This window comes from Glaciecola sp. 2405UD65-10, assembly GCF_048820975.1.
GTDB lineage: Bacteria > Pseudomonadota > Gammaproteobacteria > Enterobacterales > Alteromonadaceae > Glaciecola.
The window spans coordinates 646,330-670,458 of the sequence record NZ_JBMEUF010000002.1 but is presented as its reverse complement, the minus strand read 5'-3'; the positions used below and the strand labels follow the sequence as shown (position 1 = coordinate 670,458).

Genomic DNA, 24,129 nt, shown 5'->3' with positions numbered 1-24,129 from the left:
AAAAGTGAAGTTGATGAACACTTCATTCGAGGACTTCACCGCTGCGAATTTATTGGGGCTAGCCAATACGATAAACGACGTTTGGATCCAATTTCTCTGGAACACGGCCTCTAACTTCATAGGACTTAAAACAAGTTAATTGCCGCTAAAATGATGTGTTGTATTGTTGGTTGCAGTAAAGGCTAGCTTCTTTAGCCGCGACTATGAGGTGGTATAAAGTACTTGCTGGGGCGAAGTCCGTTATCACGTCATCATTTGCATCAAGCTGGTCGAAATAAGCGCCAGCTGTTGGTGCGTTTAAAAAATAGGAAAATAGAGCGTCAATTGCTCTAGATGCGTGTTGTTCATAACGTACCTTGTCTTCATTTTCTTTGCTAGCAAAAGCCATTGCCAGACTAGACTTTATGTACTCGGTGATAGGCCAGCACCGTTTAGTTTGTTTAGATGTGTCACCATATTGATTCACTTCATCTAAAACTAATCCGGTTACATTTGTGCCCAACTTAAAGGCGTTGGTAAATAGGTTAGACGTATATCTAGTAATGGGTGAACGTGTAATATTAGAATATTGATGCAGTAACCACACCCATTCATACATATGACCAGGTTCTACAATATGACCATTAGTTCCAAATTGTGGGGACCAGTCGGCGTTAAAAGTCTCTAGTAGAACACCATAACGTGGTTCGTAGAAATGAGATTCAAACATGCTAAAAATTTCACCGGCTCGGGCTATCCAGGATGGATCATTTGACGACTGATATAATGATATAAAAGCTTCAAATAAATGCATGTGGGGGTTTTGTCGTCTGACTGGGGAGTTGTAATTGCCTTCTAACCAACCAGCATTAAGGCCTTTAATATCGCCATCAATCTTCGACATCATTATCTCAGCATCAGATAGAGCGGATGGATCGGAGAACGCTTTAAATCTTTGAGCGCAGCTCAACAAATAGAAGGCAACATCGTAGGTATCTTGCTTAGCGTCTTTGATAACACAATTGCTATCTAGCACATGAGCGAATGATGAGTTTTCACCGTTTATTTGAGCATTTTTCTTAACAAAATTATTTATCTGACTCACTAAGTCTTCCGCATTTTCCATCCACCCTAGTTCATGAGCCAATGCAAAAACGTACATTTGTCGATAGTTTACTCTCACTCGTCTATCAGCAGAAAGATCGGGCTCTCCGCTGCTTAGTAGCCTTTCATAAACACCGCCAGTTGCATTGTCTATTCCAGAACTTGACCATAGTGGTAATGCCTCATCCTTGAACCAACTGACGAGCCTTTCGGTATTGCTTATTAGGTTTGTCATATTTAAACTCCGAAAATCAATTGTCGGTATCATACAAAACATTTGTAACCGGTTACAAATATTTTTTTAAAAATTATAATAGGACGTTGCTTGGATATATTATTTGGGCGCTGCGGTACTTTCTCTTACCAATAATTCAAATGGTAAAATATATTCCGTTTGGCTTATATCTTTATTATTTAATAGTTTGAATAATAAATTCATTGCCGTTTTCCCTAGCTCTGTCGCAGGTTGTGCAATTGTCGTGAGCGTTGGGTCGATATATTTACTCACTTCCATATCGTCAAAGCCTGTTACTGAAATGTCTGAAGGGACATTCAATCCGGCGGTTTTAAATCCTTTAATTAAACCAATTGCCATTTCATCATTAAAGGATACTACTGCGGTTGGCCTTTTATCCATGTGCACAAATTGAGTGGCGGCATTTAACCCAGACCATTTGCTATAATCACCTTCAACCACTAATGACTCATCAAATGGTAATCCAGCTGAAGCTAGCGCTTCTTTATAACCACTTAGTCGTCTTAGGGAGTGAGGGTTATCTTTTAACCCTGTCACAGCGGCTATTTTTGTATGTCCTAGTGAAATCAAATAATCAACAACAGTTTTCTGAGCGGCTGCATTATCGATTCTGACCGTAGGGTAGGGAGTTCCTACACAACCACACGCGTTTACTACTGGGAAGCCAGTGTTAACAAAAGAAGAAACATCTTCTGCTCTATGAGGACGTAGCTGTATAACACCGTCTGCTTGGCTGGTACTTAGTAGTCTTAAATACTCTTTTTCGCGCTCGAGAGAGTCACGAGTGTCACCAAGTAAAATACTGTAACCTTTAGCTCTTGCAACATCCTCGATACCTTTAACAACTGTAGAGAAAAACGAATTAGCAAGGTCTGGCACTAGAACTAAAATGGAGTAGGCTCGATGAAACCGAAAGTTTCTAGCCATCATGTTAGGCTTATAGCCTATTTGATCAATTGCGCTTTGAACTTTCTTGAGTGCTTTTTCTGAAACTTTATCTGGGTTACTTATGGCTCTAGAAACGGTTGCCGTTGATACTCCAGCTAGTTCTGCTACTTCCCTAATATTCGACATGTCTACTTGCGTTAATAAAAATGAAACGTGTTACATTTATATCAAAATTACGCATAAAGTCTAATGAATAATTATTTTAATTTACCAATTTATAGACATTAGGTTTAAATTCTGAGGTCTTTTATCGAAAAATTTAGAAAATAACTGGCAATATTTAATGCAACCGGTTACATTCTATTTTAGTTTTAGAATAGTTGCGGCTATTCAAGTTGAGCTTAGTAGGTAATTTATGAATCAAGTAAGTGAGCGACCAGAGTTACTAGAAAAGGTTGGTTATGGGTTAGGAGACTTCGCATCTTCTATGTTTTGGAAGATCTTTTCAGTTTATTTAATGGTTTTTTACACTGACATTTTTGGTATCAGCGCTGCCGCGGTAGGTACCATGTTTTTAGTCAGTAGGTTCTGGGACGCCGCAAACGATCCAATAGTAGGTATTGTTGCAGACCGTTTAAACACTCGATGGGGGAAATTTAGGCCATTTCTTGCGTTTGGAGCTATTCCTTTTGCTATCATTGGTGTCCTTACTTTTTATACGCCTGATTGGTCAGCCGACGCCAAGCTTATATATGCTTACGTAACCTATACCCTAATGATGATGGCATATACCGTAGTGAATGTTCCTTACGCTTCATTGTTAGGTGTGATCTCTTCCAATTCAGACGATAGAACTGCATTGGCTTCTTTTAGAATGGTGTTTGCATTTGCTGGAAGTATCTTTGCTTTTATCCTAATCGAACCATTAATCAATATGTTCAGTAGCATGTTTACAACTGACACTAACCCACAATTAGGCTGGACGTTAACTATGGTGGTGTTTGGTACTATTGCTGCGATGTTATTCTTTGCCACTTTTAAGTTAACCCGAGAGCGTGTGCGGCCTTCTATATATCAGCAAAATGATACAAAAGAAGATCTTAGAAACCTAATTAAGAATAAACCATGGTTTATTTTACTAGGTGCTGCATTATCCACGTTGATTTTTAACAGCATGAGAGATGGCGCTGCCATTTATTATTTTAAATACACGTTTAGCATCGACACAATTGAGTTATTAGGTTTTTCGGTAGGCATTACAACCGCATATTTGGTCATTGGGCAAGCCGCAAATATTATAGGTGTCATGTTAGCAACTCCGCTGGCAAAGTTCGTCGGCAAAAAAATTGTGTTTCTAATAGCTATGTTAATGGCCGCATTTTTCAGTGTGTTTTTCTATTATCTTGACGAAAGTCAGTTTATGTTAATTCTAGGTTTACAAGTTATCGTGAGCATGTGTGCAGGCATTATCTTTCCACTACTTTGGTCTATGTACGCTGATATTGCGGATTATTCAGAATATCAAACGGGTCGTCGATCAACAGGATTAATCTTTTCGTCCTCTTCATTCTCTCAAAAAATGGGTTGGACATTGGGAGGAGCAATGACAGGTTGGACATTGGCTTACTTCGGCTACGAGGCCAACGCAGATCAAAGTGAAGCTACAAAAGAGGGACTCAAATTAATGGTTAGTTATATACCAGCGATAGGCGCACTAATATCTGGCATCGTAATCGCATTTTATAGCTTAACGGATAACGTGATGAATCATGTACAAGACAAGTTAAAAGAAAAGCAAGCATAAGACTTTGGCGGTGTTCTTAAAACTGCCTTTATTTGTATTAATTTTGTAACCGGTTTCATTAGGTGTTTTAGTAAAGAGGTTTGAATGAGTAATTTCACAGCGAGAATTGAAGAGTTAACAAATACCCAAGCTCAGTTGCTTGAGAGAAAAAATGCGCCTAAATCCGATAGTAACGGTATTTATCAGAGATATAAAAACCCAATTGTGACTCCAGAACATATCCCATTAAATTGGCGATACGATCTAAACGAAAAAACTAATCCACATGCAATGGAACGCATTGGTGTCAATGCCACATTAAACTCTGGTGCGATTAAGTTTAGTGATAAGTACGTTATTGTTGTGCGCGTTGAAGGTAACGACAGAAAGTCATATTTTGCGATAGCAGAAAGTGACAATGGTATCGACGGATTTCGTTTTTGGGAAAGACCAATCACAATGCCTGAAACCGATGTACCAGATACCAACATTTATGATATGCGCCTAACTCGACATGAAGATGGCTACATTTATGGTTTGTTTTGTACGGAAAGAAAAGACCAAACGAACTTAGCCGATATGTCTGCTGCAGAAGCTCAATGCGGTATTGCTCGTACTAAAGACCTAATCAATTGGGAGCGACTTCCTGATTTAGTTACCTATTCAGGACAGCAAAGAAACGTCGTGCTTCATCCAGAGTTTGTTGACGGTAAATACGCTTTGTATACAAGACCTCAGGATAGTTTTATCTCTGTTGGTGGCGGTGGAGGTATAGGTTGGGGGCTATCAGAATCTATGGTTAATGCCGAAATTAAAGACGAAATTATTATTGATAATAAGGTTTATCACACTATTAAAGAAGTCAAAAATGGTCAAGGCCCAGCACCGATCAAAACGGCAGAAGGTTGGCTGCATTTAGCACATGGTGTTCGAAATACAGCTGCAGGACTTAGGTATGTACTTTACATGTTCATGACTGATTTGAATAAACCTTGGCAGATCATTTACAGCCCGGCAGGACATTTTATTGCTCCTGAAGGCGATGAAAGGGTAGGAGATGTCTCAAACGTCGTGTTTTCTAACGGTTGGGTAGTTGATGATAACGGTGATGTTTATATTTATTACGCTTCGTCTGATACCCGAATGCATGTTGCGACTTCAACCTTAGATAAGTTGGTTGATTTCGTTATTAATACGCCAGAAGACGGTTTGCGCTCTTTCAAGTCAGTAGAGGCCATTAACACCCTTATTGATAAAAACTTGTTAGAGGAAAAGTGATGGCTGTGGTTAATAAGGCAATGCTTCAGGAACTAAATACCGAATTTAACACAGAGCTTTTGGCCATTGTGAATTGGTGGTGTGACAATTCAGTCGACGAAGATAATGGCGGTTTTTTTGGACAAATCGAAACGGACGGCACTGTTGTTGGTTCAGCTAACAAAGGAATAATTCTAAACACTAGATTATTGTGGTTTTTTAGTGAAGCAGCTTTGTTTACCAAAGATACTCAAGCTGCAACTTTGGCTAAGAGAAGCTTTCATTATTTGATGGATAAATTTGATGATGCAGAGTTTGGTGGTTTTGTTTGGGAAGTAGATTGCTTAGGGAATCTCGTAGACGGTAAAAAACAAACTTATGCGCAGTCTTTTGCTATTTATGCATTGTCTGCTTTTTATCAGCTAACTGGTGATGAATTGGCGCTTGAAAAAGCAATGGAGACTTTTTCGCTATTGGAAGAAAAGACTTACGAACCAATGCGAGGTGGCTATTTAGAAGCGTTTTCACGAAGCTGGCAAGAAATCCATGATATGCGCCTTAGTGAAAAAGACGCAAACTTGCCTAAAACTATGAACACGCATCTCCACGTATTGGAAGCTTATACAAACCTTTTTAAAGTAACCAAAGATGAAGTTGTAGGGGCAGCGTTGAAACGCTTGTTAGACAACTTTCAAAGCTCAATTGTAGATCATTCTACGTACCATTTACGTTTGTTTATGTGCCGCAATTGGGGCGACCATTCAGAGGCGCACTCATACGGACATGATATTGAAGCCAGCTGGTTATTGCACAAATCATTAGTTGTATTAGCTCATCCTAAAACTACAAGTAAATTGACTCCGACAGTACTTCAATTAGCAGAAACATGTTTGAAAGAAGGAATTGGCACAGAGCGGCAAGTATACGATGAAATAGATATTAAAACGGGTCATGTTAATCAGGCAAGTTGTTGGTGGGTTCAAGCTGAAGCTATTGTTGGCTTTCTAACTGCCTATGAATTGACCGGAGATTCAAGTTATATTGATGCTGTTGCTGGGATTTGGTCGTTTATCAAAAAGCATCATCTCGATACTGATAAAGGCGAGTGGCATTGGTTATCAACTTTGGACCAGGATGATAATTACTCAGAGTACAAAGCCGGTTTTTGGAAAGGGCCTTATCATAACGGCAGAGCGATGATGGAGTCCATTAAGATCCTTAACCGTATCTATTTAGGGTCGTAAGGAAGGTTTAATTATGGGTATTCAATGTCAAACTCTTGTCGTTGTGGGTGGTGGAAGTGCAGGGTGGCTAACTGCCAATGCATTGTTAAAGTCTTTACCAGAACATAAGGTTGTTTTAATTGAAGATCCTAATACACCGACAATTGGTGTAGGAGAGGGGTCAACTCCCGCATTAAAAGCTTTTTTTGACTTACTAAACGTACCGGAAAATAAATGGATGCCGGCTTGTGATGCGACATACAAAAATGGAATTCGCTTTGTTAATTGGTCATCAAAGCAAGAATTTCAATCCTATTTTCATGCATTTCCGTCAATAATAGACAACAATACATTGTCTCCTTTTTTCCATAATTGTCAGAAAAGGGTATCCGGTCAAAATGTTGTGGTTAATCCAAATGAATTTTTCTTGACGGCTAAGTTATCAGAACTAAAAAAGTCTCCAATACCTACAGATAATTTCCCTTTTGACGTTAACTATGGTTATCACTTTGATTCAGGCAAATTAGCAAGTTTCCTTTCTTCTTATGCTAAAACTCTTGGAATTAGACATATACAGCAAAAAGTTGAGCGTGTTGTAGTTGGTGCTAATGGTAATATCAGTTCATTAATCTTACAAGAAGGTCAGGAGATTCGCGGTGACGTATTTTTTGACTGTTCAGGCTTTAATTCTCTGATTGCTAAACAAGTCTTAGATATACCATTTGTCAGTTATAAAGATCAGCTATTAAACAATACCGCAGTCGTAATTAAACAAATAGAAACCGGATTGGTTCGAGAAAGTCAGACCATTTCTAAAGCTATGAGTGCTGGCTGGAGTTGGCAAATCCCTTTGGTTAGCCGAAAGGGACATGGGTACGTTTTCAGCAGTAATTTCATTAACAAAGAACAAGCTAAACAAGAACTTTTGAAGTCAATTGATGATGATGGAATGTCTCTTGAAGGTGAATTTAAATTTATTGATTTTAAATTGGGCCGACTATCTCACTTTTGGGATAAAAACTGTATTGCTATTGGCTTATCACAAGGCTTCATAGAACCATTGGAAGCAACTGCTTTATTTATAATTCAACAAACAGTTGGTAAGTTTATCGACTACTGGTTGGCAGGAAATTGCTCTGATACATATAGAGACAGATTTAATAATGAATTAACGGATCTCTTTGATGGTATCAAGGATTATGTATTACTGCATTATAAACTTGGTGGGCGTGAAGACTCTGATTACTGGCGTTTTATCACGCATGAGGTTGAATTACCTAACAGACTTATTGCTTTACAAAAAGCTTGGTTAGCCGGCAAACATTTCGTTCCGGTAATAAAAGAGTTAGGTCTTGATAAATATTATCCCATTTCTTCGTGGTACAGCATTTTTGCAGGTAGCGGTTATTTTTCGACAGTTTTAAATAATGTCGATGAAGAGAGATTTAACGTTGCTAAAGTTCAAGATTTTATCTGCCGAGCATCAATGAATTATTCAGACCACGTTACTGAGCTAAATAAAATAAGAGTACCTATAAATTCTAATAACGGTAATATTTGAATATAAAATTCAAAATAATTGATGTAAATAGTTCGCCCATAATCCTATGGTGTCTAGGAAAATTAGACCATTACACTTGAATATGGGCTGAATATCACGGTGTAAAACTTGACTTTATCAAGCCTTGAAAACGAACACAAAACGCCTATATTGAACGATTTAATCGAACGTACCGAAATGAGGTGTTAGATTGTTACTTGTTTAAAAGCTTGACCGAAGTACGCGATATAACAGATAGTTGGATGTGCGATTATAATTATGAACCAAGTCGCTTTGTCTCTAACGTATCTCGAAGTTGACAGTACGTTACCTCAAGAATTATTTGAGCCATTATTTTCTACCGACCGAATTTCTGTGACCAATCAAAAATGTTCTAAATTATCATATGACTGACTCTACGCATTTCTAAAAAGAATGTTTGAGCATGGCTGGCTGTCAATAAAGACTTTGTTAGTGCCGAAGGTAAACTGCTCAAAACTTAAAATAAAATGGAATTTGATATCAACACCCATTATGGCAGTATTATAATGTTGGGCGAATCATGAGGTAATATTTAGTAAGGCGCAATAATGAAAAAGTATAAATTGCAGTATTTGTTTATAGCGCTCGTAATCTTCATTACGCTGGGCTGCAAAAATAATGACCAAGACCGTCAAATAACGAGCAATGTTAGTAACCTATTTGTAAAAAATTGCTTTGATTATGTTTACACGCACTTTTCTCGCCTTGCGCAGCCATATTTTTTTAGTGATGCCATAGCGAACGATGGCAATGTTGCCCAAGTAAGTGAAGTAGCTGACGGCTTACTATATGAAGTGCAATTTAAAACGAAAGTAATGGACACAGCAATCATCCAAGATACTGTTTCTATTCGTTGTATATTCGAAAAATCAGAAGTTGATTACACGATTATTTTAGTCGACGGACCCAAGCCAGATTTGCCTTTAAGGCAGCATTTGTATTTCTTCAAAGAGTCATCTTCTTATGCAAGCTACGCAGAAACAATTCAGAACAATCGGCATGTTGAGTCAGGTAGCGAAAATACATTATGCGCAAAACAATAATTTTACTTTTAACTTTGCTTACTCACGGGTCGATTTTGGCTAATTCTAGCGATAAAGCCCGAATGCTAGATAAGACAGATATTAATAATTTGAGTGGTGGAATATGCCAGTCTGCAGCAGTTACTGATTGTGGCGGTAGCGAAGAATTAGCTACTCGCGGGCCTTATAAACAGTGGTGGATAGAATATAAGCCAATTACAGTATTTTCAGATTACTGCTTGGCATATACGGATAACCACAGTGTATCTGATATTGAATTTAGTAGAGACACAACTTTCGAGATTGGTCGAGTAGTCGCTGGAAGTTGTGTAAATTTGACGCCTTACAGGCCTCCAAAAAGTTATCAGGGAATCAGTATCGATTTAGTGTCTTTTTTCATGGATAAAAAAGATGATATCGAACGTAAATCAAAGAACGCTATTGAATTTTCAAGGTGCGAAAGAATAAGAAAGCTTAAACTCGTTGATGTGAAAGTGTACGCCACCTCAATTTACTTTGATGATTCAAAAACACCGATGTATGCGCTAAGTATATTTGAAAGCGCTAGTGATGAATTATATCAAGTATATTACACTGTAAATACACACAATGAGATGTGTATTCAGCTCTAGACCACCACACCTTGTTATTGGCGGTCGTCTTTTAGGTTTACTTAAGCACAATGAATATTAATGTAACAAGAAAATGGGCGATAGTTATCACCATATTGGTAGTCTTTGCCTCTGCAAAAGCTAGCTCATATGGCAGTTCACAAAATTATCAATCGCAACTTACTCAACTTGGGCTAGGTATTCAAGCGATAGATATTTCGAACTTTTATGAATATCGGTGTGATAAAAAAGTTGTACCTGCATCTCAAGCTAATGAAATGGATTATTTGGTGCGGCAACTCACGGGCGCTAATAATCAAGAGTGGTTAGCCTACCTAGTTGAGGATTCGAATGCGCAAACAGCTTCTAAGGTGCTGGCCAAAAAAGTGCTTGTTTGTGACCAAAACGAATTAGAGTTTTTCCAAAGTCTGTTTGTTAATAATGTCACTGACGCAATTCACACTTTTCGACAAATGAAACTCAATGATCAATTTCTGCAATTTCCAGAAGACCAGCCGCCGTTCACTATGGATGATGCAACTAGATTTGCCAAAGATAAGTTGCGCGATTGGCATTCACTGCCGCAGGATGAGATTAGGGATTTAGCGTATGCATTTTCGTTAGCTTCCTATTCTTATGATCGATATCGTTCATCTCCGATTAATCCAAAATCGATGGATTCAAAAATATCAATAGAGCTGTTTGAGTATCTTTATCAGCAAACAAAAGAGCCCTCTTTACTTTATGATATTGCGTATGCAAAACTGAGCTATGAGCCAAATGAGACAACAAATTGATAGAGAAAGCTGCAATACTCAAAGAAAAGCGAGCTGTTTTATGGTTGGCTGTAGAGCAGTCTTGTCAACAGGCTCAAGAAAAAATAGACCTTGAGCAACATTTAAACAAATTAAAAAAAGCCAAGCCACACCTCACTCTTATAATAGAACGAGTCGATAGACTTATTGATTTGGGCATAGCTAGTTATGGTTGTGATAGAGCAGATATGAAGTATTTACCGTACTTTAAATCAGCAGGGTTATCGTGAACTCAAGCACTAAGGAATTAACATGAATTCAAGTGAAAAAAACGAATTACACACAATAGCGTTCAGTTTTAGTCCTGACTCAAAAGAGCCGAATTACGAACATTTTTACGGTGAGGATAAACCTAAAGATTGGCCTATTGAAATGTATTCGGGTATTAGGTTAACTAAAGTAGTACAAACGAGCTTGCACCAAAAGCCAGAAAAAGGACTACTCAGGCGCTTACTTTCTATCTAGAAACGTAAATTTTTGTAAAAAAAACAGAATGTTAAAAGGACGTAATAATGCACACTCATATTCAGCTTATTGCTAAAAAAATTCATTATTGGCTTATTGTGGCTACCGTAATTTTGTTGTCAGCCTGTGCCAGCGAACATCATAAAAGCTCCCCCATGGTGTATGTTGAATCTGCTAATCCTATGCAAGATGTACAAAATGGATTAAATAAAGCACTGAGTAACAATAAGCGCTTACTATTGGTGATGGGGGCCCAGTGGTGTCATGACTCAAGAGGGTTAGCGAGTAATTTTGCTACCCCCGAAATGTTAGCAATTACCAATGCGCATTACGAAGTCGTTTATGTTGATGTGGGCTACTTCAAAGATTTAAGAGCTATTACTGAGCGTTTTTCGCAGCCGCATTACTTTGCTACACCAACGGTCATGATCATTGATCCTAAAACCGAAACCTTATTGAATGCCAGTGATATGTCAATATGGGGCAGTGCCGATAGCCTTGCACTTAGTGACTATCTTGCATACTTTAGCCGCTATAGCGCTAAAAACAGCCCTGCTGATATAGTACAGCAGACTATTAACAATGAACAAAAAATGACTCGCGAAGCGAGAAATCAGCTGCAGGCGTTTTCGAAATTCCAAGCGCAACGCTTAACACGAGCATACGCAGTGCTTGTACCTAATATGATTAAAGAAGATGAAACCCAAGAAGCCAACCAAGTGTTTTTTGACCAATGGGGAGAAGTCCGAAAATTTCGTATGGCTTTACAAAAAGATTTACAAGCTTTGCGTGAGCGTGCTCGAACAGAACAGCTCAGCCAATTAGAATTACCGACTTATCCTCCTTTTTCTTGGGAATAGGGCTAAACAAAGCTAGTGCGAAAAGGCGATTTGAGCTTGTGAAGGTAATGTAGTTGCCGTTTTAAAGTGTCAATTATTTTTACACCAAATTAACAATGAAGTTAAAACTTATAATTAACAATGGCTTGCAAGTGGCGCAATTTTTGCTGTAAATTATTTTGAAACTAAACATGTCTTACTAGGCTTTCATTATGGAGTATTTCTTGAAAACCACACTGTTAAACAAAATAGCACTACTTAGCGTTCTTTTATCTGCCTTTACATCATCATCTTTTGCAGCCGTCATTAGTATTGATGGCAGTTACTACGACAAAATTGAAAGTAGTTATTATAGTGATTCTACCGGTGCAAACGAATCTTCTTTTGAGCAAATAGCACTAGCTCGCGCGCCAGGCCCTATAAGCGGCTCTGTTACATTTAATCCAAATACTGCAAACAATCGTGCTGTTGTTATTGAAAGTGACAGCTATGCATCTGCTAATAGTTCACAATCTTGGCAGCGAGCAATTTATACCGATGTGCGGTCAGCTTTAGCTCCAACCAATGTTACGAGTGGTTTATTCGCATTATTTAACCCAGCTAATTATGACGTATTAAATGCTTACCAAGAGTTGTGGGCAATTAACGAAGCACGAACCGACGTAAATAGCGGAATAACAGATTATTATAGTGATCTTTACTTTTCTTTTGTTTCAACGGGTGATTTTGTCACTAATAACCAAGATGGCTCTGTATCTACAGGTAGTTTTATTTACTTCATGAACATATTTTTAAATTTAGATAGGCCTCAAAGTGAAGTTGATTACATTGGTTTGGATGCATTAGGTGTTAATGAAGCATTACTCGCTCATAATGGACAATATGTAACAGTGTCTGAAGGGGTAACTATAAGTACGTATAATTATGATTCGAACGGTTTTTACGAAAGCTATCAAGAATCAGTATCGTATTTGGGTGATGCTATAGTAAGTGTAGAGGCGGTTGACGTCCCCGCTCCTTATATATTGTCACTGTTTATTACTGGCTTGGTAGTAATGTTCAGAAAGCGTTAAATACTCTCGCACAATAGTCTTTTAAAAAGCCCGACTTACTATTTGCATCATTTTAGGCATGCTATTTACTGAAAGAAGATAGATATGCCTTGTTTTATGGGGTCGGCTTTACTTTACTCCCTTAAGCTATACACTGGTATTTCAAAGGATCCATAACCTAAAATAGCGGGAGACTATTATGCTTAGCACCAAACCTCATTTTTTTGCCTTACTCATGTCGGCAACTTTATTATCAGCTAGCGCGTTAGCGATAACACCGTCTGATAAAGCAAAATCCCTTGCCCAAAATAATATTATTATTGACTCTCATATTGACGTGCCGTACCGCTTAGAAGAAAAGTGGGTAGATGTGACTGAAGCCACAGAGGGGGGCGATTTTGACTACCCTCGCGCAAAACAAGGCGGCCTAAATGCCCCGTTTATGTCGATTTATATTCCAGCCAGTTTAGATAACTCAAGTGCGGCTACTAAACTAGCCGACAAGCTTATTGACTATGTAGAAGCCATAGTAGGCCGTGCCCCTAATAAATTTGCGGTAGCTCATAGCACTAAAGATGTTGAACAGCAATTTAAACAAGGGCTGATTAGCCTGCCCTTGGGTATGGAAAATGGCTCGCCTATTCAGGGTGATTTAGCAAACCTGCAACACTTCTATGAGCGCGGAATTAGATACATCACGCTTGCTCACTCGCAAGCCAATCACATTTCAGATTCGTCTTACGACTTACGCCGAAAGTGGAAAGGCCTTAGCCCTTTTGGTAAAGAGCTAGTGAAAGAAATGAACAACTTAGGGATTATGATTGATATTTCTCATGTGTCAGATGCGGCTTTTTATCAAGCTATAGAGATTAGCCAAACGCCTGTGATTGCTTCACACTCATCTTTACGCGCATTCACTCCTGAGTTTGAGCGCAATATGGATGATGAAATGATCAAAGCCCTAGGTGAAAACGGTGGCGTAATCCAAATTAACTTTGGTTCTACCTTTGTGACCAAACAAGCCAACGTTTGGAGCTATAAACGCGGTAAAGCGCAAAAAGAAGTGGGTGAGAAGTTCGGTACCGATAGTGAAGAGTTTAAAAATTTCAGAGCCAATTATAGTAAAGCAAACCCATTGCCCTACGCAGATTTAGATAGCGTGCTAGACCATATAGATCATGTTGTTGAGCTTATTGGTATAGACCACGTAGGCATTGGTTCTGACTACGACGGCGTAGGTGACTCTTTACCCACTGATTTAAAAGACGTATCAACGTACCCGAATTTGATTCAAGGCTTGCTAAATAGAGGTTATAGCGAAAGTGATATCGTTAAAATTCTAAGTGGTAACTTTATGCGCGTTTGGAAAGCAAACGAAGCATATGCGCTTGAGCACTAATTAAAATAATCAGGTGCGCAATGTTTAATAAATATTGCGCACCTTAAGCAAAAATTAGGCTGCTAAACTCCTAAGGCTTACTTCTCAATTCCTTTGCCGGTTGCTGCCCAGTATATGCCACCGTACAAATGGTCTAGAAATGCTTGGTCATAGTAAATTGCGGGCAAATGGCCTAAAGCGGTATAAAATGAGCGCCCGCCGTCATATTCATGATACCAAGCCATTGGATGAAACTCTCCCATGCCCTCAGACTTATTACCGCCACCCCAGTCAGCCTTAGGTGCGTAAGTACTTTCATCAATTGTAAGTATATAGTTTAGGGAGCCTATGTTGGCGGGCTGGAAGTTATAAAACTCATCGGTCCATAAGTGGCGTTCGCGAAATGATTGCATACCTGGGAATGCGTTATCAATTTTTTGTAACATAGCGGTTTGGTTTAGGGGGTGAATCTGAAAGTAATGACCCACTAACTTACCATACCATTCCCAATCGTATTCGGTGTCAGATGCTGAATGTACGCCAACGAAGCCTTTACCCGACTGTATAAAGCGTTGAAAAGCGGATTGTTGTTCTTCAGTAAATATATTGCCGGTGGTGTTTATAAACACAATTGCGTCAAATTGACTTAAGAACTGATCATTAAAGCGAGTGGCATCTTCGTGCCATTGTAAATCAAAATCATGCTTCTTCGATAAACCGCGCATTGCGGTTACCGCATCATGAATAGATTCGTGATGCCACCCCACAGTTTTAGTAAATAACAACACCTTAAACTGTGCCGCTAATATAGGGGTTTGGCAAACCAGTACTAAACAGAAACTGGCTATTAACTTCTTGATTATTCGCATTTCGTCATCCTTGTTATTTTGTTTTTTTTGCCTGCTCAATAAAATCATTCAGGTATTCAATATCACGTTCGTGTTTACGTACACCTACAAATATTTGCTTCGCAATGCCGTTTACGCCAAATCGAAGGCTTTTTATGGGCATTGATTTTGAGTATTCATCTACCAGCCAACCAGGTAAGGCGCATATGCCGCGCCCAGCAGCTACCATTTGTAACATAATTTCGGTTGTTTCTATATTTTTATGGCGCTTTACCGAACACTTTGCGGGGTTTAGAAATTGGCTAAATATATCTAAACGCATGGGCTCAACAGGATAGCTGAACAACACTTCATCGCGAAGTTGTTCAGGCTTCACAAAATCTTGTTTGGCAAGGGGATGTGAACTAGCCACTACAAGTCTATGCTCGTAATCAAACACTGGAATATATTCTATTTTAGGCTTAAAGAGTGGGTCGGGTGTAATAAGCACATCTATTTCGTAGCTTAGCAGCGCACCTAATGCGCCAAATTGAAACTCTTGTTTAACGTCCATATCAATGCTGGGCCATTGCACCAAATAAGGCTGAATAACACGAAGCAGCCATTGGTAGCAGGGGTGACACTCCATGCCAATTCTAAGAGAGCCCAACTCGCCTTTGGCAATTTGCTTAATTAATAATTCAGTGTGTGCAAATTGTGGCAGCACTCTATTCGCAAGGGTTTGTATTTTTTCGCCTGCGGCGGTTAGGCGTAAGGTGCGGCCGTCTTTTTTCCATATTTCAGTAGCAAGCTGACTTTCAAGCTTTTTAATACTGTGGCTTAACGCCGACTGTGATAAATGTAGAGACTCGGCCGCCTTAGTCAATGTGCCATGTTCCTTTATGGCTGAAAGTATTTCCAAATGTATTCTGTCTAACATTTACTGACCTAAGTTATAGCTACCATAAGCAGCTTGTTATTAATAAAACTATAGCACTTTATAGTACTTTGTTTGCTTTTAAGTGCTCAGTTAACAATTCTTTACGAACAATTGCAGCGCCAGCGCTCAGGGCGCGTAGTTTATCTCTTGCAGTGTCGCGCGCTAAAGGTGCCATTCCGCAGTTTGTGCACGGATAGAGCTTGTCAGCATCTACGTATTTAAGTGCTTGGCGCAGGGTGTTGGCCACCTCTTCTGGTGTTTCAATTGTATTATTCGCCACATCAATAGCGCCCACCATTACTTTTTTACCGCGAATAAGCTCAAGTAATTCAATAGGTACGTGCGAGTTATGGCACTCCAATGAAATGATATCGATATTGGATTTTTGCAACTTAGGGAAGGTTTCTTCGTATTGTCGCCACTCAGAGCCTAAGCTTTGTTTCCAATCAGTATTGGCTTTAATGCCATAGCCGTAACAAATATGTACGGCGGTTTCACATTGAAGGCCCTCTATTGCGCGCTCCAAGCAGGCAATGCCCCATGCATTAACGTCATCAAAAAATACATTAAAAGCAGGTTCATCAAACTGAATAATATCAACACCGGCAGCTTCTAGTTCTTTGGCTTCTTGATTCAAAATTGTCGCAAATTCCCACGCTAGCTTTTCTCGGCTTTTATAATGATTATCAAATAGTGTATCTACCATAGTCATGGGACCAGGCAGTGCCCATTTTATAGGCTTGCTTGTTTGCGCGCGCAATCGCTTAGCATCTTCTACAAATACAGGCTTTTGACGAGAAACAGGGCCAACAACGGTAGGCACACTTGCGTCGTATCGATCACGAATTTTTACGGTTTTGCGTGTTTCAAAGTCAACGCCGTTTAAGTGCTCAATAAAGGTGGTAACAAAGTGCTGGCGAGTTTGCTCGCCGTCACTCACTATGTCGATGCCTGCTTGCAGTTGCTCGTGCAATGAAATTCTTAAGGCATCATGTTTGCCGTCAATTAATGCTTGGCCTTCCAATTTCCAAGGTGACCATAGTGCTTCGGGCTGTGCTAGCCAAACTGGTTTTGGTAGGCTGCCTGCAGACGAGGTAGGTAATAATGTGTTCATATACAGTGTTCTCAATGTAAATTTGTTGGTTATTAAAGCGCTTTTTATTAAATGGGTTCGTTAAAGTGCTACGTTTGAAGTCCACTGTTCTAGCACCGCTTGATAAGGCTTTATAAAATGCTCCTCAGCAAATTTCCCCTGTTCTATTGCTAAGCTATTTCGCTCGTGTCGGTCATAAACAATTTGGGTTACGGAGTGGTCTTTATTTTTCAATTTAGGTTGATAATGATTCCCTGCAGCAGCATTCGCATTATATATTTCGGGCCGATAAATTTTTTGAAATGTTTCCATTGTGGCAATGGTGCTAATGAGTTCTAAGTTGCTATAGTCATTAAGTAAATCGCCAAAGAAAAAGAATGACAACGGCGCAACACTTTCAGGTGGCATGAAGTAACGCACCTGCAAGCCCATTTTTTTAAAATATTGTTCAGTTAATGAAGATTCATTCGCTTGATATTCATAGCCCAATAAGGGGTGCTGATTCCCCGTACGGAGGTAGGTTTTTGTGTCAGAAACACTTAAACAAATAACGGGAAGTTTTTTAAAGTGTTGTTTATAAGCATTAGAAATAACGAAGCTCTTAAACAGTTTTCCGTGTAAGTCTCCAAAATTGCGAGGAACGGTAAATTGGGGTTTATTTTGGTTATGTTCGCGCAGCAATACGCTAAAATCGTAGTCTCGAACATAGGAAGAGAAGTTATTCCCTACAATCCCTTCAATACACGTTTGGCTATTAGTATCTATAATATTGGTTTTCAGAATCTCTATTGATGGAAAACGTTGTGCGTTATTCGCAATAGTCATATCAACTGAAATAATTTCAAGTTCTACGCAATAGCGCTCACCTTTTGGGTTGTCCCAATAAGCCAATGCATTAAAGCGGCTGTTAATCATTTTAAGCGTATTGCGCAAATTTTGCTTACGGCTACTTCCCCTAGCAAGATTCGCAAAGTTAGTTGTTATACGCGTATTATTAGCGGGGCGGTAGTCTTCGTTTAAGCGCGTTTTGGTAATGCTAAAGGTGGGGCTACTGTTCATAAGTACTGGCTTCCACATATTATAAGTTAAACAATAATGTGATTTATACGCCAGTACTTACATGAAAAATATTGATTTAAATTCATTCATTCATGAAGTTTAATCATAAATTAGACTTCAGCTTTTTCACTTTTAATGCTAACTGTTCAAAATCAAAGGCTTGCTTTGAGGGTAGCAACATCACGAATAAAGAAATTACAATGGGTACAAAGGTCGCTAATAGGAACGATTCAAACAAGTTTTCCACGGGCTCACCCGGCATAGGGAAATAATACAAACCCGCAACTAAGCCACCAATTATACTCAGCAGGGCTTGGTAGCTTTGGTATTGGCTATTGTAAAAACCGTAAAAAATAGGAAATGCGGCTGCACAGCAAAGTAAATCTGCGAGTAAGAACAAATACAATATGCTGTAGCCTTGAGAGGCAATAAATGTAGCGATTATTGAGGTAACTACCAGCAAAATACAGGAAACAAGTCGTAAGCGCTGTTGTTTGATTGACGGCAGAATTCTGTATAGGTCAACTATGAATAGGCTTTGCAATGCACTCATTGTTGAGTCGGCGCTACTCATAATAAGCGCAAGGCCAAAAAAGATCATGCCAATTAATAGCCAGTAAGGTGCATCAACTAATATCACACTAAACAACGCAGTAGAGCCAGCCCCAGGCAGCGATAAACCAACAAAGGCCAAACCAAATAAGCCTAAAGCAAATATAATTGGAAAGCTTGCGAGGCCGCTAAAAATAAAGCCATTGCGAATAGCTTTGTTATTTTTCGCCGCAAATATACGTTGCCACGTACCTTGGTAAAACAAGCCTGTTAAGCACACCGCCAAAAAGAAAGTAATGCCGGTTTGCATTCCGTTACTGTCAAAAGGATTAAGTAAATGAGGAGCTTGGTTTTGCAAACCGTTTAATGCAGGTGTAAAACCATCGCTAGCTTGCCATCCAAGAACGAGTATTAACAGTATAAAAGGTAAAATTACTAACATTTGAATGCGGTCGGTAAATATTGAAACTTTAAGCCCACCATATAAGGTGTAAAGCAAAGTAAAAAACGTCACAATTGAGGCAGTAAGCCACAAAGGTACAGGGGCCAATATTGCTACCATTTGCGCTATGCCCGTGAGCCCCGCCGTTAACCCAATAAATAAATAAAACAGCATAATAAATAGAACAAATAAGTACACGCTTGTACCATATCGAGCATTCACAAATTCAGTTAAGGTGTGGCCGTTTGGCATGATTTTTCGAATTCTTGCGCCCAAAGGGATCATTAATAAATTGGGCAGTAATGAACCTAAGGCATAACCCAATATAGCTCCTATACCCCCCCAAGTAGCAGATTCTGCCGGACCAAACAATATCCACGTTCCCATGCTAGTAGCCACTAGGGTATAAAAAGTGGCTTGGCTGGTTTGGCTATTGCGTGCCACTATAAAATCATCTAATCCGTCTTTCGTTCGATAAGCAAATAAAAATCCTACTAGAGCAAACAAAGCACCAAAGAAAACTAGCCAACTTAATGCGGTTAAAAAAGAAATCATATTTCGCCTATTGCTTGCCGGCTCTTAAGCCCATGCTCCAAAAGTTAGCTTCAAGCTCTGCGGCTTTAGTAAAGCGTGCTTGCATTTTTGGCCAGCGAGGGCTTTCATGGGGCGCATCGCCAACTCGGCTAGCAATTGCCATATCTAGCAAGTTTCCTACACTGATACATACATTTTGAAAGTCTTCGCCTGCATATGTGTTTATCCATTTCTCATAGGGGTGGCCTGAATAGACTTGGTCTTTTAATCGTATGCCTATTTCACCATAGCCAAAAGCGCAAGGAGCAAGCGCTAGAAGTAGGTCAAGGAAGTCGCCCTGCAAGCCGGCATCAAGCACGTAGCGTGTATACGCAATGGTTTCTAACTCTTCGCTTGCGGTGTACAAAGATTTTTCTTCAATACCCTGAGCGGCGCAGGTTTGAATATGCAAAGAAAACTCTTTGTTGATTAGCGAGTCAACGGTGGCCGCGCATAAACGCATTTCTTCTATTGATTCAGCTTTAACCACGCCTAAAGCCCATGCGCGGGCATAATGAACAAGATAAACGTAATCTTGCACCATATAGTGCAGAAAACTCGCTTGAGGTAACGCGCCTTTGCCTAATTCGCTTACAAAGTCGTGTGCAATATAGGCTTCCCACTTTGTTTCGCATCCTGCGCGTAACATTGAAAACGCTTTGCCATAATTAGGTATTTGCTGTGTCATGATTACATCCTTTTATTGTATGTGCTTGAATAATAATTAAATGGGTAGTGTATTAATGTTTAGGGCCATTTAAAGGGGCTTCGCCCATGGCAACTAAGGAAATATTTCCCTGCCAATATTGTTGTAACATGCGCGCCGCGCGCCATGCTGTTAAGCCAGTTTTACAGGCAATAATTGCGTGTTGTTTCGTCTTAGGGCTGAGTTTGTGCTGTGCAAAATCATCAAGAGTCGCATAGTGAACCTTTGGCTTTGTATCAATGCCTTTGGCGCTAATATTGTTCGAATGCGTTCTTAAATCCACTACCCAATCTTCCTGATTGATATCGCTTGCATCAACGAAACGCAAAGAATCATCAATATTGGGCTCGGGGGCGTCATCAAAGCGAAACGAAGTTTGAGTTAAGTTGCGCAAATCGATATTTAATAATTGCCCAAGCGGGGAGGGCTGCAATTTTAATAAAATGTTTAAAGCAAATTGCGCTTGCATACAGCCTAGGGTTCCCACAACCGGGCCCATTACACCTGCTGAAGAACAATTTGGGGCATGTTCAGGAAGTTCGGGAAATACGGCGCGCAGTGATGGGCTTTGATGGCAAAATCCACCAATGTACCCGGTAAACCCAAGGGCAGACGCCGACACCAAAGGAATAGAGTTACTCAAACAATAATCAGATAATGTATAACTCACGGCAAAGTTGTCAGCGCAGTCAAGCACTACATCCACTTTATTACACATCTGTGCAACGTTCTTTGGCGTAAGATGAAAGTTGTGAGTTTCTATTACAGCGTGCTTATTTATACCGTGAAGATGGCCTAACGCGCATTCTACTTTCGCTTTGTTTATATCCGCTTCTTTGTATAGTACTTGCCGATGTAAGTTAGATAATGACACTTTGTCGCCGTCAACCAATGTTAGGCGGCCAAGGCCTGCGCCCACTAAATAGGGCAAGGCCGCACTGCCTAAACCGCCAGCACCCACCACCAAAATATGTGCCTTTTCCAGTTGTGTTTGCCCATTAGTGCCAACATCCGCTAAGCTGATTTGGCGCGCATATCGGCTCATGTATTTGCTACTCTATTCGCTGTATTACATGCTTCTATCCATTGTTTAACTCTTTCTTCTGGATGTTCATGAAGAGTAATATCGGTTACCGCTGAAACAATATCAGCGCCTGCGTCAAATGCGCCAGGCGCTCTGGTTACCGACATGCCGCCAATAGCAACTAAAGGGATTGTGCCTATTTTTTGCTTCCATTCACTAACTTTATCTAAGCCTTGTTCGTGCCATTTCATTTTTTTCAGAATAGTGGGATACACAGGCCCTAGGGCAATGTAATCAGGTTGTTGCTGCAGGGCTATTTGCAGCTCGGTTTCATCATGTGTGCTTATACCGAGTTTTAACCCGGCTTTTTTAATTTCAGCTACATTTGCCGCTTCTAAATCTTCTTGGCCCAAATGTACCCACTTGCAGCCTAGTTCAATGGCAAGTTGCCAATAGTCATTCACAACCAATGTGCAATTATATTGATCACAAATTTTCATTGCTTCTATGATTTCAGATCTAAGTACCTCTTCACTGCAATCTTTAATGCGCAGTTGAACCAACTTAATGCCTAGCGGTACTAGCCGTGCTAGCCATTCACTACTGTCGAAAATAGGGTAAAAACAAGGTAGTTGCATATTTAATTCCGTATCAATAGATTTCGTTAATCTAAAAAAGCTTTGCCTAAAACCGGCGTAGAGGGTGATGCCATATCGCGCACCTGCATAGGATCTGCTGTATTCGCTAGCTGGCCCGCCTGAATGGCTAATGAAAAAGCCTCTGCCATCATTGCTGGGTCACCGGCTTTAGACACGGCTGTGTTTAACAATATAGCGTCCATGCCAAGCTCCATTGCTTGAGTTGCCTGGCTAGGAAGGCCTAGGCCGGCATCTATCACAAGTGGAATATCAGGATAATGGGCGCGTAAAGCGCGTAGCCCAAACACATTATTTAAACCCATTCCTGAGCCAATAGGTGCTCCCCAAGGCATGAGAACCCTGCAACCAGCATCAATCAGCCTATCTGCTACCACTAAATCTTCTGTGGTATATGGAAATACCTGAAACCCTTCCTCGTTTAGAATACGAGCCGCTTCCACTAAGCGAAAAACATCGGGTTGCAAGGTATCTTCTTCACCAATCACCTCAAGTTTAATCCACCGAGTATTAAATATTTCACGCGCCATATGGGCAGTGGTAACCGCCTCTTTAACCGTATGACAACCTGCTGTATTTGGTAATATGTGAACATTTAACTTTTGAATTAACTGCCAAAAATCCTGACCGGCTTTGTTGTCACTGGCTTCTCGCCGTAAAGAAACGGTAGCAACACTGGCCTGGCTTCGCTTAAATGCTTCAGCAAGAATAGCCGGAGATGGATACTGTGAAGTACCAAGCATAAAAGGATTATTAAGGCTTACATCGTAAAATTTCTTCACGCTTAACCTCCTTGCATGGGGGCAAGAATCTCAATTCGATCCCCTTCTTCTATAAGCTTGTTGTACCTATTTTGTTGGGCAACAAAGCATCCGTTAACGGCGGTTGCCACGGTGGCATTCGAGTATCCTTTTTCCTCTAACAAATCAGCAAGAGAATCAGAATGACATGTTACTGATTCACTGTTTACTTGTATTTTTTTCATGTGCTTAGCTCTTGTTTGCATGTTGTAAGCCATTGGGGCTTGGTGCCTAGATGAATATAGTCGGCCAGCATAGTTGCTAGCATAGGGGCAAGTAAAAAACCATGGCGATATAGGCCATTGGCACGAATAACTTGCCCTTGATGACTAATTTTAGGAAGGTTATCGCTAAATGCGGGGCGGCTATCTACGCCAATTTCTAATATCTCAGCTTCACCAAAAGCGGGGTTAAGCGCATAAGCGGCATTGAGTAACTCCATTACAGAACGAACGGTAGCTTGCTGTTTAGCGCTGCTTTCAATCATGGTAGCGCCAAGCATGTATATACCATCGCCGCGCGGTACAATGTATAGGGGAATACGCGGGTGCAATAAACGGATTGGCCGGGTTAAATGTAAACTTGTGCACCGCAAAATGAGCATTTCGCCTTTTACTCCGCGTAAATTGGGGGTATCAGGTTTGGCTTTAATACCTCTGCAATCAATTACAAGCGTATCTTTGTTAAAAGCCTTGAGATCTGCTTTTTGGTAAGTGAACTGAACGCCCTTGTTAACCAATGAGGTTTTTAGCGCTTGCAAGCACTCGCGAGGGGCCAAGTGAGCTTCGTTATTATAAAGCAGGCCTTGTGAAAAGCGCTCGTCTAAATCAGGTTCTAAATTTGTAATTTTGGCTGCATCTAATACTTCGTATGCTTCGGTGCGTTTTGCGAAGCGCCGTAGTTCTGACTGGTCACGATTCAGCGCTAGTACCAAGGTACCTTTTTGCGTTACTAATCCGGTATTCTGTTGCCACCAACTAGCCGCTTTTTTACCATGATACACTACGGCATCTTCAGCGCTTTCACCTTCACAATAGGGCGCTAGCATGCCACCTGCCCACCATGAGCATGAAGCTGGGCCAGGCTCGCTTTGTTGCTCAAAAATGCTGGGCATAATGCCTCTTTTTACAAGCTCAGTTGCTATGCAAAGCCCTGCAACACCAGCGCCTACTATGCTTACACTGCGGTATGCGTTCATCATAA

At 40.2% G+C, this 24,129-nt stretch carries 25 protein-coding genes and 1 pseudogene; 13 read left to right on the top strand and 13 right to left on the bottom strand.

Annotated elements, in window-relative coordinates; all coding sequences use genetic code 11:
• Nucleotides 1–145 precede the first annotated feature (145 nt).
• Both ACOI22_RS15040 and ACOI22_RS15035 read right to left on the bottom strand, forming a co-directional pair.
• Nucleotides 146–1,318, bottom strand: coding sequence for an AGE family epimerase/isomerase (locus ACOI22_RS15040; protein WP_420672940.1), 1,173 nt, complete (start codon nucleotides 1,316–1,318; stop codon nucleotides 146–148).
• Nucleotides 1,319–1,417: 99 nt separating this feature from the next.
• Nucleotides 1,418–2,413: a LacI family DNA-binding transcriptional regulator gene (locus tag ACOI22_RS15035; RefSeq protein WP_420672939.1), complete on the bottom strand. Its 996-nt coding sequence runs from the start codon at nucleotides 2,411–2,413 to the stop codon at nucleotides 1,418–1,420.
• Nucleotides 2,414–2,642: 229 nt separating this feature from the next.
• Between ACOI22_RS15035 and ACOI22_RS15030 the strand changes: the two genes are divergently transcribed.
• The 13 genes and pseudogenes from ACOI22_RS15030 to ACOI22_RS14970 all read left to right on the top strand — a co-directional run bounded on the left by ACOI22_RS15030 (nucleotide 2,643) and on the right by ACOI22_RS14970 (nucleotide 14,275).
• The gene (locus ACOI22_RS15030) at nucleotides 2,643–4,031 is read left to right on the top strand and encodes an MFS transporter (protein WP_420672938.1); all 1,389 of its coding nucleotides are present in this window, start codon (nucleotides 2,643–2,645) and stop codon (nucleotides 4,029–4,031) included.
• 84 nt (nucleotides 4,032–4,115) lie between these two features.
• Nucleotides 4,116–5,288, top strand: a complete 1,173-nt coding sequence (locus tag ACOI22_RS15025; protein WP_420672937.1) for a glycosidase — start codon at nucleotides 4,116–4,118, stop codon at nucleotides 5,286–5,288.
• Entirely contained in the window at nucleotides 5,288–6,511 is a 1,224-nt protein-coding gene (locus tag ACOI22_RS15020) for an AGE family epimerase/isomerase (protein ID WP_420672936.1), read from the top strand. Before ACOI22_RS15025 ends, ACOI22_RS15020 begins: the two co-directional genes overlap by 1 nt.
• Nucleotides 6,512–6,524: 13 nt before the next feature.
• Nucleotides 6,525–8,051 (top strand): tryptophan halogenase family protein, encoded by a 1,527-nt coding sequence (locus tag ACOI22_RS15015; protein WP_420672935.1) that lies wholly within the window; start codon nucleotides 6,525–6,527, stop codon nucleotides 8,049–8,051.
• A gap of 83 nt (nucleotides 8,052–8,134) precedes the next feature.
• A pseudogene (locus ACOI22_RS15010) lies at nucleotides 8,135–8,350 on the top strand (integrase core domain-containing protein); the annotation flags it as partial.
• Nucleotides 8,351–8,620: 270 nt separating this feature from the next.
• Complete coding sequence (locus ACOI22_RS15005; RefSeq protein ID WP_420672934.1) at nucleotides 8,621–9,115, top strand: hypothetical protein; 495 nt, start codon at nucleotides 8,621–8,623, stop codon at nucleotides 9,113–9,115.
• Nucleotides 9,100–9,726, top strand: coding sequence for a hypothetical protein (locus ACOI22_RS15000; protein WP_420672933.1), 627 nt, complete (start codon nucleotides 9,100–9,102; stop codon nucleotides 9,724–9,726). The genes ACOI22_RS15005 and ACOI22_RS15000 overlap by 16 nt, the downstream gene beginning before the upstream one ends.
• Before the next feature lie 50 nt (nucleotides 9,727–9,776).
• Complete coding sequence (locus tag ACOI22_RS14995; protein WP_420672932.1) at nucleotides 9,777–10,502, top strand: hypothetical protein; 726 nt, start codon at nucleotides 9,777–9,779, stop codon at nucleotides 10,500–10,502.
• A complete protein-coding gene (locus ACOI22_RS14990) occupies nucleotides 10,499–10,750 on the top strand; it encodes a hypothetical protein (RefSeq protein ID WP_420672931.1) in 252 nt (83 codons plus the stop codon). Before ACOI22_RS14995 ends, ACOI22_RS14990 begins: the two co-directional genes overlap by 4 nt.
• Nucleotides 10,751–10,772: 22 nt before the next feature.
• Nucleotides 10,773–10,985: a hypothetical protein gene (locus tag ACOI22_RS14985; protein ID WP_420672930.1), complete on the top strand. Its 213-nt coding sequence runs from the start codon at nucleotides 10,773–10,775 to the stop codon at nucleotides 10,983–10,985.
• Between the two features lie 47 nt (nucleotides 10,986–11,032).
• Nucleotides 11,033–11,845, top strand: coding sequence for a thioredoxin family protein (locus ACOI22_RS14980; protein WP_420672929.1), 813 nt, complete (start codon nucleotides 11,033–11,035; stop codon nucleotides 11,843–11,845).
• Nucleotides 11,846–12,048: 203 nt separating this feature from the next.
• Entirely contained in the window at nucleotides 12,049–12,897 is an 849-nt protein-coding gene (locus tag ACOI22_RS14975; RefSeq protein WP_420672928.1) for a hypothetical protein, read from the top strand.
• Between the two features lie 178 nt (nucleotides 12,898–13,075).
• On the top strand, nucleotides 13,076–14,275 hold the full coding sequence (locus ACOI22_RS14970; protein ID WP_420672927.1) for a dipeptidase: 1,200 nt from the start codon (nucleotides 13,076–13,078) through the stop codon (nucleotides 14,273–14,275).
• A gap of 77 nt (nucleotides 14,276–14,352) precedes the next feature.
• Here ACOI22_RS14970 and ACOI22_RS14965 read toward each other — a convergent pair whose 3' ends face one another.
• From ACOI22_RS14965 to ACOI22_RS14915, 11 genes are all read right to left on the bottom strand, one after another.
• Nucleotides 14,353–15,123 carry a ThuA domain-containing protein gene (locus ACOI22_RS14965; RefSeq protein ID WP_420672926.1) on the bottom strand — a complete coding sequence of 257 codons (771 nt, stop codon included), beginning with the start codon at nucleotides 15,121–15,123 and terminating at the stop codon, nucleotides 14,353–14,355.
• A 13-nt stretch (nucleotides 15,124–15,136) separates the two neighbouring features.
• Entirely contained in the window at nucleotides 15,137–16,021 is an 885-nt protein-coding gene (locus ACOI22_RS14960) for a LysR family transcriptional regulator (protein WP_420672925.1), read from the bottom strand.
• A 58-nt stretch (nucleotides 16,022–16,079) separates the two neighbouring features.
• On the bottom strand, nucleotides 16,080–17,135 hold the full coding sequence (locus ACOI22_RS14955; protein ID WP_420672924.1) for a methionine synthase: 1,056 nt from the start codon (nucleotides 17,133–17,135) through the stop codon (nucleotides 16,080–16,082).
• Nucleotides 17,136–17,195: 60 nt separating this feature from the next.
• Nucleotides 17,196–18,173 (bottom strand): DUF1852 domain-containing protein, encoded by a 978-nt coding sequence (locus tag ACOI22_RS14950; protein WP_420672923.1) that lies wholly within the window; start codon nucleotides 18,171–18,173, stop codon nucleotides 17,196–17,198.
• Nucleotides 18,174–18,276: 103 nt separating this feature from the next.
• Complete coding sequence (locus tag ACOI22_RS14945) at nucleotides 18,277–19,722, bottom strand: sodium:solute symporter family transporter (protein ID WP_420672922.1); 1,446 nt, start codon at nucleotides 19,720–19,722, stop codon at nucleotides 18,277–18,279.
• Nucleotides 19,723–19,729: 7 nt separating this feature from the next.
• Nucleotides 19,730–20,428, bottom strand: coding sequence for a thiaminase II (gene tenA / locus ACOI22_RS14940; protein ID WP_420672921.1), 699 nt, complete (start codon nucleotides 20,426–20,428; stop codon nucleotides 19,730–19,732).
• 52 nt (nucleotides 20,429–20,480) lie between these two features.
• Complete coding sequence (locus ACOI22_RS14935) at nucleotides 20,481–21,491, bottom strand: HesA/MoeB/ThiF family protein (RefSeq protein ID WP_420672920.1); 1,011 nt, start codon at nucleotides 21,489–21,491, stop codon at nucleotides 20,481–20,483.
• On the bottom strand, nucleotides 21,488–22,108 hold the full coding sequence (locus ACOI22_RS14930; RefSeq protein WP_420672919.1) for a thiamine phosphate synthase: 621 nt from the start codon (nucleotides 22,106–22,108) through the stop codon (nucleotides 21,488–21,490). The genes ACOI22_RS14935 and ACOI22_RS14930 overlap by 4 nt, the downstream gene beginning before the upstream one ends.
• A 26-nt stretch (nucleotides 22,109–22,134) precedes the next feature.
• Nucleotides 22,135–22,908, bottom strand: coding sequence for a thiazole synthase (locus ACOI22_RS14925; protein WP_420672918.1), 774 nt, complete (start codon nucleotides 22,906–22,908; stop codon nucleotides 22,135–22,137).
• Nucleotides 22,909–22,910: 2 nt separating this feature from the next.
• Entirely contained in the window at nucleotides 22,911–23,132 is a 222-nt protein-coding gene (gene thiS, locus ACOI22_RS14920) for a sulfur carrier protein ThiS (protein WP_420672917.1), read from the bottom strand.
• Nucleotides 23,108–24,127: an FAD-dependent oxidoreductase gene (locus ACOI22_RS14915; RefSeq protein ID WP_420672916.1), complete on the bottom strand. Its 1,020-nt coding sequence runs from the start codon at nucleotides 24,125–24,127 to the stop codon at nucleotides 23,108–23,110. The genes thiS and ACOI22_RS14915 overlap by 25 nt, the downstream gene beginning before the upstream one ends.
• Between the last annotated feature and the right edge of the window lie 2 nt (nucleotides 24,128–24,129).

Coding starts and splice junctions, on each gene's coding strand:
- tenA (WP_420672921.1), bottom strand. CDS start 20,428: ATGACACAGCAAATACCTAATTATGGCAAAGCGTTTTCAATGTTACGC.
- ACOI22_RS14970 (WP_420672927.1), top strand. CDS start 13,076: ATGCTTAGCACCAAACCTCATTTTTTTGCCTTACTCATGTCGGCAACT.
- ACOI22_RS15020 (WP_420672936.1), top strand. CDS start 5,288: ATGGCTGTGGTTAATAAGGCAATGCTTCAGGAACTAAATACCGAATTT.
- ACOI22_RS14945 (WP_420672922.1), bottom strand. CDS start 19,722: ATGATTTCTTTTTTAACCGCATTAAGTTGGCTAGTTTTCTTTGGTGCT.
- ACOI22_RS15015 (WP_420672935.1), top strand. CDS start 6,525: ATGGGTATTCAATGTCAAACTCTTGTCGTTGTGGGTGGTGGAAGTGCA.
- ACOI22_RS14935 (WP_420672920.1), bottom strand. CDS start 21,491: ATGAGCCGATATGCGCGCCAAATCAGCTTAGCGGATGTTGGCACTAAT.
- ACOI22_RS14985 (WP_420672930.1), top strand. CDS start 10,773: ATGAATTCAAGTGAAAAAAACGAATTACACACAATAGCGTTCAGTTTT.
- ACOI22_RS15005 (WP_420672934.1), top strand. CDS start 8,621: ATGAAAAAGTATAAATTGCAGTATTTGTTTATAGCGCTCGTAATCTTC.
- ACOI22_RS15000 (WP_420672933.1), top strand. CDS start 9,100: ATGCGCAAAACAATAATTTTACTTTTAACTTTGCTTACTCACGGGTCG.
- ACOI22_RS14930 (WP_420672919.1), bottom strand. CDS start 22,108: ATGCAACTACCTTGTTTTTACCCTATTTTCGACAGTAGTGAATGGCTA.
- ACOI22_RS15030 (WP_420672938.1), top strand. CDS start 2,643: ATGAATCAAGTAAGTGAGCGACCAGAGTTACTAGAAAAGGTTGGTTAT.
- ACOI22_RS14960 (WP_420672925.1), bottom strand. CDS start 16,021: ATGTTAGACAGAATACATTTGGAAATACTTTCAGCCATAAAGGAACAT.
- ACOI22_RS14915 (WP_420672916.1), bottom strand. CDS start 24,127: ATGATGAACGCATACCGCAGTGTAAGCATAGTAGGCGCTGGTGTTGCA.
- ACOI22_RS15040 (WP_420672940.1), bottom strand. CDS start 1,318: ATGACAAACCTAATAAGCAATACCGAAAGGCTCGTCAGTTGGTTCAAG.
- thiS (WP_420672917.1), bottom strand. CDS start 23,132: ATGCAAACAAGAGCTAAGCACATGAAAAAAATACAAGTAAACAGTGAA.
- ACOI22_RS14980 (WP_420672929.1), top strand. CDS start 11,033: ATGCACACTCATATTCAGCTTATTGCTAAAAAAATTCATTATTGGCTT.
- ACOI22_RS14995 (WP_420672932.1), top strand. CDS start 9,777: ATGAATATTAATGTAACAAGAAAATGGGCGATAGTTATCACCATATTG.
- ACOI22_RS14955 (WP_420672924.1), bottom strand. CDS start 17,135: ATGAACACATTATTACCTACCTCGTCTGCAGGCAGCCTACCAAAACCA.
- ACOI22_RS14965 (WP_420672926.1), bottom strand. CDS start 15,123: ATGCGAATAATCAAGAAGTTAATAGCCAGTTTCTGTTTAGTACTGGTT.
- ACOI22_RS14950 (WP_420672923.1), bottom strand. CDS start 18,173: ATGAACAGTAGCCCCACCTTTAGCATTACCAAAACGCGCTTAAACGAA.
- ACOI22_RS15025 (WP_420672937.1), top strand. CDS start 4,116: ATGAGTAATTTCACAGCGAGAATTGAAGAGTTAACAAATACCCAAGCT.
- ACOI22_RS15035 (WP_420672939.1), bottom strand. CDS start 2,413: ATGTCGAATATTAGGGAAGTAGCAGAACTAGCTGGAGTATCAACGGCA.